The sequence below is a fragment of the Bartonella sp. AA89HNZF genome (assembly GCF_042196905.1).
GTDB lineage: Bacteria > Pseudomonadota > Alphaproteobacteria > Rhizobiales > Rhizobiaceae > Bartonella.
The window spans coordinates 1-1,189 of sequence record NZ_JBHIRD010000073.1 but is presented as its reverse complement, the minus strand read 5'-3'; the positions used below and the strand labels follow the sequence as shown (position 1 = coordinate 1,189).

General features: G+C 43.5%; 1 protein-coding gene. It reads right to left on the bottom strand.

The window, feature by feature from the left end; all coding sequences use genetic code 11:
- Positions 1-12: 12 nt before the first annotated feature.
- On the bottom strand, positions 13-1,188 hold the full coding sequence (tuf, locus tag ACFIN0_RS09730) for an elongation factor Tu (protein WP_012755022.1): 1,176 nt from the start codon (positions 1,186-1,188) through the stop codon (positions 13-15).
- Position 1,189 lies beyond the last annotated feature (1 nt).

Sequence of the window (1,189 nt, the reverse complement as noted above, 5' to 3'; positions counted from 1 at the left end):
AACAAGCATTATTTATTCAATGATCTTAGAGACGATACCGGCACCAACAGTACGACCACCTTCACGAATAGCAAAACGAAGTTTTTCCTCCATCGCTATTGGAACGATCAACGAAACATCCATGGCAACATTATCACCGGGCATAACCATTTCTGTACCTTCTGGAAGCGTAACAATACCTGTAACATCCGTCGTACGGAAGTAAAACTGTGGACGATAATTTGTGAAAAATGGCGTATGACGTCCACCTTCATCTTTTGTCAAAATGTAAGCTTCTGCTTTAAACCGTGTATGAGGTGTAACGGATCCTGGCTTCGCCAATACTTGACCACGCTCAATCCCTTCACGGTCAACACCACGTAGCAGAGCTCCTATATTATCACCCGCTTGACCTTGATCCAAAAGCTTGCGGAACATTTCAACGCCTGTAACCGTCGTCTTAGAAGTTGGACGAATACCGATAATCTCGATTTCCTCTCCAACTTTGATAACACCACGCTCAACACGACCCGTAACAACGGTTCCACGACCCGAAATCGAAAACACATCCTCTATCGGCATCAAAAATGGTTGATCAACAGGACGCTCAGGGGTTGGAATATAATTATCAACTTCACTCATTAAAAGACGAACAGCATCTTCACCAATGCTTTTATCCTTATCCTCAAGAGCTGCCAACGCAGAACCCTTAACAATTGGTATATCATCGCCTGGGAAATCATATTTGGATAAAAGTTCCCGAACCTCAAGCTCTACAAGCTCTAAAAGTTCTGCATCATCAACCTGATCAACTTTATTAAGAAAAACAACAATTGCTGGGACACCAACCTGACGTGCAAGCAAAATATGCTCACGTGTCTGAGGCATTGGGCCATCCGCTGCTGAAACAACCAAAATAGCACCATCCATCTGTGCTGCCCCTGTGATCATGTTTTTCACATAATCAGCGTGTCCTGGACAATCAACGTGCGCATAGTGACGATTTTCTGTTTCATACTCAACATGTGCTGTAGAAATAGTAATTCCACGTGCACGTTCCTCTGGCGCAGCGTCAATTTGGTCATAAGCTTTAAATTCACCAAAATATTTCGTAATCGCTGCTGTCAACGAGGTCTTCCCATGATCAACGTGACCAATCGTACCAATATTAACATGCGGTTTTGTTCGTTCAAACTTGCTCTTCGCCATT

Excerpts from the sequence above, each read along its gene's own strand:
- tuf (WP_012755022.1), bottom strand. The coding sequence starts at position 1,188 with ATGGCGAAGAGCAAGTTTGAACGAACAAAACCGCATGTTAATATTGGT.